Annotated in this window: 10 protein-coding genes and 1 pseudogene; 1 reads left to right on the forward strand and 10 read right to left on the reverse strand. The window is 52.5% G+C overall.

All coding sequences use genetic code 11. The features are described from left to right. From JJB97_RS17195 to fkpA, 10 genes and pseudogenes are all read right to left on the reverse strand, one after another. On the reverse strand, positions 1–78 hold a 78-nt coding region (locus JJB97_RS17195; protein ID WP_001738555.1), incomplete at its 3' end, for an elongation factor Tu. 68 nt (positions 79–146) lie between these two features. Further along, entirely contained in the window at positions 147–2,255 is a 2,109-nt protein-coding gene (fusA, locus tag JJB97_RS17200; RefSeq protein WP_238715312.1) for an elongation factor G, read from the reverse strand. Between the two features lie 93 nt (positions 2,256–2,348). After that, complete coding sequence (rpsG, locus tag JJB97_RS17205; RefSeq protein WP_238715313.1) at positions 2,349–2,819, reverse strand: 30S ribosomal protein S7; 471 nt, start codon at positions 2,817–2,819, stop codon at positions 2,349–2,351. A gap of 96 nt (positions 2,820–2,915) precedes the next feature. Further along, positions 2,916–3,290: a 30S ribosomal protein S12 gene (rpsL, locus tag JJB97_RS17210; protein ID WP_238715314.1), complete on the reverse strand. Its 375-nt coding sequence runs from the start codon at positions 3,288–3,290 to the stop codon at positions 2,916–2,918. A 125-nt stretch (positions 3,291–3,415) separates the two neighbouring features. Next, positions 3,416–3,703 (reverse strand): sulfurtransferase complex subunit TusB, encoded by a 288-nt coding sequence (gene tusB / locus JJB97_RS17215; protein ID WP_238715315.1) that lies wholly within the window; start codon positions 3,701–3,703, stop codon positions 3,416–3,418. 7 nt (positions 3,704–3,710) lie between these two features. Further along, positions 3,711–4,070 carry a sulfurtransferase complex subunit TusC gene (gene tusC / locus JJB97_RS17220; protein WP_238715316.1) on the reverse strand — a complete coding sequence of 120 codons (360 nt, stop codon included), beginning with the start codon at positions 4,068–4,070 and terminating at the stop codon, positions 3,711–3,713. Then, the gene (tusD, locus tag JJB97_RS17225) at positions 4,070–4,456 is read right to left on the reverse strand and encodes a sulfurtransferase complex subunit TusD (protein WP_238715317.1); all 387 of its coding nucleotides are present in this window, start codon (positions 4,454–4,456) and stop codon (positions 4,070–4,072) included. Before tusD ends, tusC begins: the two co-directional genes overlap by 1 nt. Then, positions 4,456–5,181 (reverse strand): helix-turn-helix transcriptional regulator, encoded by a 726-nt coding sequence (locus tag JJB97_RS17230; RefSeq protein ID WP_238715318.1) that lies wholly within the window; start codon positions 5,179–5,181, stop codon positions 4,456–4,458. The genes tusD and JJB97_RS17230 overlap by 1 nt, the downstream gene beginning before the upstream one ends. A gap of 200 nt (positions 5,182–5,381) precedes the next feature. Continuing rightward, positions 5,382–5,482, reverse strand: a pseudogene (locus JJB97_RS18825) (hypothetical protein); the annotation flags it as partial. Between the two features lie 214 nt (positions 5,483–5,696). Continuing rightward, positions 5,697–6,518: an FKBP-type peptidyl-prolyl cis-trans isomerase gene (fkpA, locus tag JJB97_RS17235; protein ID WP_238715319.1), complete on the reverse strand. Its 822-nt coding sequence runs from the start codon at positions 6,516–6,518 to the stop codon at positions 5,697–5,699. A gap of 216 nt (positions 6,519–6,734) precedes the next feature. Between fkpA and JJB97_RS17240 the strand changes: the two genes are divergently transcribed. After that, positions 6,735–6,953, forward strand: a complete 219-nt coding sequence (locus tag JJB97_RS17240) for a protein SlyX (RefSeq protein WP_238715320.1) — start codon at positions 6,735–6,737, stop codon at positions 6,951–6,953. Positions 6,954–7,151: the final 198 nt, after the last annotated feature.

The raw sequence follows: 7,151 nt of genomic DNA on the forward strand, positions 1-7,151 counted from the left end.
GGTTTTACCGTGGTCAACGTGGCCGATAGTGCCGACGTTAACGTGCGGTTTTGTACGTTCAAATTTTTCTTTAGACACGGCTATATTCCTTACTTTTGTGCTCTCACCCCTGGAGAGAGCACTGGATCATTGTTTTTAACCCTGGGTTATTTACCACGGGCTTCGATAACGGCCTGCGCGACATTGTTCGGCGCTTCAGCGTACTTCAGGAACTCCATAGAGTAAGAAGCACGGCCCTGAGTCTGGGAACGCAGGTCGGTTGCGTAACCAAACATTTCAGACAGCGGAACCTGGGCGCGTACAGTCTTACCGGTCGGCGTATCATCCATACCTTCGATCATACCGCGACGACGGTTAAGGTCGCCGATAACATCGCCCATGTTCTCTTCCGGGGTTTCTACTTCAACCTTCATGATAGGCTCAAGCAGAACCGGCTTCGCTTTCTTAAAGCCTTCTTTAAAGGCGATAGACGCAGCCAGTTTAAACGCCAGTTCAGAGGAGTCAACGTCATGGTAAGAACCGTAGTGCAGACGTACACCTAAGTCTACTACCGGGTAGCCGGCCAGCGGGCCAGACTTCAACTGTTCCTGGATACCTTTATCAACGGCCGGGATGTATTCGCCAGGAATAACACCGCCTTTAATATCGTTGATGAATTCGTAGCCTACGCCGCCTGGTTCCAGCGGATACATGTCGATAACCACATCGCCATATTGACCACGGCCGCCAGACTGTTTCGCGTGTTTACCCTGAATGTCTTTAACGGCATCACGGATAGTTTCACGGTAAGCAACCTGCGGTTTGCCGACGTTCGCTTCAACGTTGAATTCACGCTTCATGCGGTCAACGATGATGTCCAGGTGCAGTTCGCCCATACCGGCGATGATAGTCTGGTTAGACTCTTCGTCAGTCCATACGCGGAAAGACGGGTCTTCTTTCGCCAGACGGCCCAGCGCCAGGCCCATTTTTTCCTGGTCGGCTTTGGTTTTCGGCTCAACGGCGATAGAGATAACCGGCTCAGGGAATTCCATACGCTCCAGGATAATCGGCGCGCTCGGATCGCACAGCGTATCCCCGGTAGTCACGTCTTTCAGGCCGATAGCCGCAGCGATGTCGCCCGCGCGAACTTCTTTAATCTCTTCACGCTTGTTAGCGTGCATCTGAACGATACGACCGAAACGCTCACGTGCGGACTTCACGGAGTTCATGACGGTGTCGCCAGAATTAACCACGCCAGAATACACGCGGAAGAAGGTCAGGTTACCCACAAACGGGTCGGTTGCGATTTTAAACGCCAGCGCCGCGAACGGCTCGTTGTCGTCAGAATGACGAACGGCCGGCGTATCTTTACCATCGTCCAGAATACCGTTAATTGCCGGTACATCGGTCGGCGCCGGCAGGTAGTCAATAACCGCATCCAGCATCGCCTGCACGCCTTTGTTCTTAAATGCAGAACCACAGGTGACCAGGATGATTTCGTTGTTCAGCACACGGCTACGCAGAGCCGCTTTGATCTCTTCTTCTGACAGTTCTTCGCCGCCGAGGTATTTCTCCATCAGCTCTTCAGACGCTTCTGCAGCAGATTCGATCAGATTCTGGTGCCATTCTTCAGCCAGTTCCTGCATGTCAGCCGGGATATCTTCGTAGGTGAAGGTAACGCCGTTGTCTGCATCGTTCCAGTTAATGGCTTTCATTTTCACCAGGTCAACAACGCCGGTGAAACCGTCTTCGGCACCAATCGCCAACTGCAGCGGAACCGGGTTCGCGCCCAGGCGGGATTTGATCTGGCCAACAACTTTCAGGAAGTTCGCGCCCATGCGGTCCATTTTGTTTACGAACGCAATACGCGGAACTTTATATTTGTTTGCCTGACGCCATACGGTTTCAGACTGCGGCTGAACGCCGCCGACAGCACAGTAAACCATTACCGCGCCGTCAAGAACACGCATGGAACGTTCTACTTCGATGGTAAAGTCAACGTGCCCTGGGGTGTCGATAATATTGATACGGTGCGGCTCATACTGCTTAGCCATACCGGACCAGAACGTGGTGGTCGCAGCGGAGGTAATAGTAATACCACGCTCCTGCTCCTGCTCCATCCAGTCCATCGTCGCGGCGCCGTCATGAACTTCACCGATTTTGTGATTTACACCGGTGTAGAACAGAATACGTTCGGTAGTGGTAGTTTTACCGGCGTCGATATGCGCACTGATACCGATGTTACGGTAGCGTGCAATAGGTGTTGTACGAGCCATTTGTTTCCTCTATTGCCTTAGACGTTCAAGTAAGTTAACCAGCGCGGGCGGATTTACTGACGCGCCCGCGTGGTGACTAACACACCGAAGGGATTACCAGCGGTAGTGTGCGAACGCCTTGTTGGCTTCTGCCATACGGTGAACGTCTTCACGTTTCTTCACTGCAGTACCTTTGTTTTCTGCAGCATCAGAAAGTTCGTTCGCCAGGCGCAGAGCCATGGATTTATCACCGCGTTTACGAGCAGCTTCAACGATCCAACGCATTGCCAGGGCATTACGACGAACCGGACGGACTTCAACCGGAACCTGATAAGTAGAACCACCAACGCGGCGAGACTTAACTTCGACAGTCGGGCGCACGTTTTCGAGAGCGACTTCAAAAGCTTCCAGTTCTGATTTACCAGCACGCTGAGCCAGGGTCTCCAGCGCGCTGTATACGATAGATTCTGCAGTAGACTTTTTACCGTCTACCATCAGGATGTTCACAAATTTAGCCAGCAGTTCTGATCCGAACTTCGGATCCGGCAGAATTTTACGCTGACCAATAACGCGACGACGTGGCATGGAAATACTCCGTTGTTAATTCAGGATTGTCCAAAACTCTACGAGTTTAGTTTGACATTAAGTTAAAACAGTTTGGCCTTACTTAACGGAGTTCCATTAAGCCTTAGGACGCTTCACGCCGTACTTGGAACGTGCCTGCTTACGGTCTTTAACGCCGGAGCAGTCAAGCGCGCCACGAACGGTGTGGTAACGAACACCCGGGAGGTCTTTAACACGACCGCCGCGGATCAGAACAACGGAGTGCTCCTGCAGGTTGTGGCCTTCGCCACCGATGTAGGAGGTTACTTCAAAACCGTTGGTCAAACGAACACGGCATACTTTACGCAGCGCGGAGTTCGGTTTTTTCGGAGTGGTGGTATATACGCGAGTACATACGCCACGTTTCTGCGGGCATGCTTCCAGCGCCGGCACGTTGCTCTTTGCAACTTTGCGCGCGCGTGGTTTGCGTACCAGCTGGTTAACTGTTGCCATTAAATAGCTCCTGGTTTTTGCTTTTGCTTCGTAAACACGTAATAAATCGCCCTCATACAATATGAGGACGCGGAATTTTAGGGCTGTGCTGAAAGGGTGTCAAGAAATATACAGGTAAACACGCATTACCATGCGACATGGCCGCGATGCTTTACCGCCAGCCTGACGAACTCATTATAGCCTACTTGCCTTATGCGGGACGAAATCTGAGCAGCCAGACCACGCGCATTAATATCGTCCTGCAATGCACAGACAGATATCGGGGCATTAAGCAGAAGTTCAAGCGCGGCGCTTCCTTCCAGCGCGGCGATCACGCCATCCTGCAATAGCAGTAAATCGTCGCCAGGGCTAACGGCACGCAGCAGCATGTTTAAATCACAGTGATAAGGAGAATGGCCGAGGGTAAAAAGCATGGTCGTCTCAGAAAGTAAGAAAAATGTCGTAATCCCGCAACCGGTCGCGTAGCGTCTGCGGCGTCAGATGCTGCGCCTCAATAACCAGCGTCTGCCCGTCGCTCAAACCGCGCTCAAGCAGTGAAGCTTTACACACAAAGCACTGTTTAATGTCATAAAGCGGCAGCACGCCGAAAGTTGCGATGTAATCACGCGCCAGAATTTTATCCGGCTGCTGGCCCGGCAAAAGTTGCAGCACACCATCGCCAATAAAAAATACGCCAATATCCTCGCTCAGGGCCGATGTCGCCAGTAGCGCATCCAGCCCTTCCCTGCCCGCGGCGCTACCGTGCGGCGCACGCGTAAAAAGAAAAGCGACGCGCCCCATCAGAACTGCACCATCCGTTCACAGCTCAGCGCCGCTTGCGCCAGTTGGCCCAGGCCGCTAAGCGTAAACCCAGGCTGGAGATTGGCCGCAGGCAGCCCAGCGCGCCGGGCTTCACTGTCATCTACGACGCCGCGGCGCAACGCCGCAGCCACGCAAATATGCAGCGCCACGTCGTATTCGTCATGCAAAGCCTGCCAGGCGCGCACAAGATCAAACTCATCGCTGGCAGGCGACGTTAACTGGTTGGCGTTATAAACGCCTTCACGATAGAAAAACACGCTTTCAAGCTGATGCCCCTCCTTCAACAACGCCTGCGCAAACTGATATGCGCTGCTCGCCTGTTGAGTGCCATAGGCAGGCCCGGTCACCATCAGGGCAAATCGCATTACTTTTCCTGCCCCTGTAAATCGCCGTTTTTGAACTGCCGAATATAGAGATAGACCGTATGTCTGGAAATATTCAGCCTGTCGGCTACCTGGCTAATCGCGTCTTTAATGTCAAAGATGCCTTTCTCATAGAGGTTGAGCACAATTTGCCGATTTTTAGCATTGTTGGATACGCTGCGATCTACGTTCACCTCTTCTATAGTAAATTCCAGCGTCTGGGTAACCAGGTCCTCCACTGAAGAAGCGAAGTTAACCGACGGGGCCACTTCATCCTGCGTAACCGGCGGCACAAACGTACTCAAAACCTGAGAAAACGGCACATCAAGATTCATATTGATACACAGCAAGCCAATCACGCGCTGTTCGCGGTTACGAATCGCGATAGTAACCGATTTCATCAACACGCCGCTTTTAGCGCGCGTGAAATAGCATTTCGATACACTACTATCTGCGCCTGTCATATCGTGCAACATGCGCAACGCCAGATCGGTAATCGGCGAGCCAATTTTGCGCCCGGTATGTTCGCCGTTGGCGATGCGGATTGCAGAGCACTTCAGGTCCTGTAACGAATGCAGCACAATTTCGCAATGGGGGCCAATCAGCATCGCCAGCCCATCCACGACGGCTTCGTAGGACTTAAGGATATCGAAGTCGGCCTGCTCGAAGGGACGCTGATCCAGCAGATCGAGTTCGCTGGTTTCGTTAGTTAATAGCGACCTGGACATGAAAAAATCTCACTCCTTTCCTGAAGCCTGCCTGTTGCTCCGGCACCGGCTCTGACATGTTGTGGGCCATTAAGGTAATACCCAACGGCGAGGCTTTCCAGCTTTTCTTACAGGGCATGGATATTGATGTCCTCCCCCGTCTGAAAGAACGGGGGAATCCTACAGCGCTCAGACCGGAAGCCGGAATCTCTCCCCCCGGCGGGTTCCTGCGTCAACGGGCGTCTGACTGCGCCCTTCCTCCACAGGCAGGCGCGGCATGTCCTGCCGCTAAAATGTTTCGCGCCCTATTGATATCGGCGTTTAAGGATGGGGTATTACGGCGTAACGGATAAAAAACGCCGCCTGGAGGGCGGCGTATAGTATTGCCAAAGAGAGCAAATCCACGTGTTTGGCCACTTTATCGCTATCAGTCGAAAACCAATTTCTTGATTTTCCTGAAGCTCTGGGCCAGACCGGTTCGCTCCGCAGTGGGCAACAGGCTCACGCCATTTGAAAGCGGCGCGCTGTAACGTATATTACTTGCCTTTGGTCGCGCCTTTCGCGTCAGCCGCTTTTTCGCCAGCCTTATTATCTTCTTTCGCTGCCGGCTTGATATCCAACAGCTCAACGTCAAAGACCAGTGTGGAATTCGCCGGGATACCCGGAACGCCGTTCTTGCCGTAGGCCAGTTCAGGCGGAATCACCAGCTTAATTTTACCGCCTTTTTTGATGTGCTTCAGGCCTTCAGTCCAGCCAGGGATAACCCCGTCCAGGCGGAAAGAGAGCGGCTCGCCGCGATTATAGGAGCTATCAAACTCGGTATTATCGATAAGCGTACCTTTATAGTTAACGACAACGGTATCGCTATTTTTTGGCGCATCGCCGCTACCTTCTTTCTCAACCCGGTATAGCAGACCGGTAGAGGTTTTCTTTACGTCCTTCTCTTTTGCGAAAGCGGCGCGATACTGGGTGCCTTTATCCGCGTTTTCTTTCGCGTCCTTCTCCATTTTTTCCTGCGCGGCGCTCTTCACGCGAGCTTCAAAGCTCTGCAGCGTCTTCTCAATATCTTCAGCGGAGAGTTTGCTCTTATTGGCAAAAGCGTCCTGAACGCCTTCAATCAACTGGCTTTTATCCAGCTTAATGCCCAGCTTCTCCTGCTCTTTCAGCGAGTTTTCCATGTAACGGCCCAGAGACGCACCCAGAGCATAGGCGGATTTCTGGTCGTCGTTCTTAAAGCTCGCTTTGCTTACACTTGCTGCGTCAGCAGGCTTAGCGGCTTCAGCGGCAAACGCCAGCGGCGCATTCAGGGCAACAGCCGTCGTGGCCGCCAGTAGCGTGACTTTAAACAGTGATTTCATCCATTCTCTCCAGAACCGGGGCCTCTCACCCCAGGTTAATATGAACTAATTGCGTACTATACCGCCGCCCAGGAAATTTGCACAATCTCCCCGGTGCGTTTGGAAGCAATTATGACTCTTTTTGTTTGAAGAAGTTTCATTGGGTTAAGTCAACGCTGGTAGTTATGGCTAACTTCAGTAAAATCCGTCTCTGTAATGAAAACAGGAAGTGGGACCATGCAGCATAAAACCGCCGAAGCACGCCTGGCAGAACTGGAAAGCCGCCTCGCTTTTCAGGAGTTGACGATTGAAGAACTGAACAAAACCGTCACCGCACATGAACTGGAGATGGCAAAACTGCGCGATCATCTTCGGCTGCTGGTGGAGAAACTTAAATCCAGCCAGGAAGCGCTGGTTGCCTCGCAGGCGGAAGAAACCCCGCCGCCGCACTATTGAACCTGCCTACTTTGCCGCAGGGTATACGGGGTAAAAACGCGCTCGGTTGATTTTCAGAAACTGAGTAAGTCCACAGGTTATGACGTCGCCGCAAGCGGTCTTCCGGTTCCCGCCAGTTTCTCCGCTCCAGAAGACGTTTTTTTGTCGCCAACGTCATAAAAATAAATATCCTCCGGCATAGCCGGAGGTTTTTCAGAT

Origin of the sequence: Tenebrionibacter intestinalis (assembly GCF_016632365.1) — a bacterium.
Lineage (GTDB): Bacteria > Pseudomonadota > Gammaproteobacteria > Enterobacterales > Enterobacteriaceae > Tenebrionibacter > Tenebrionibacter intestinalis.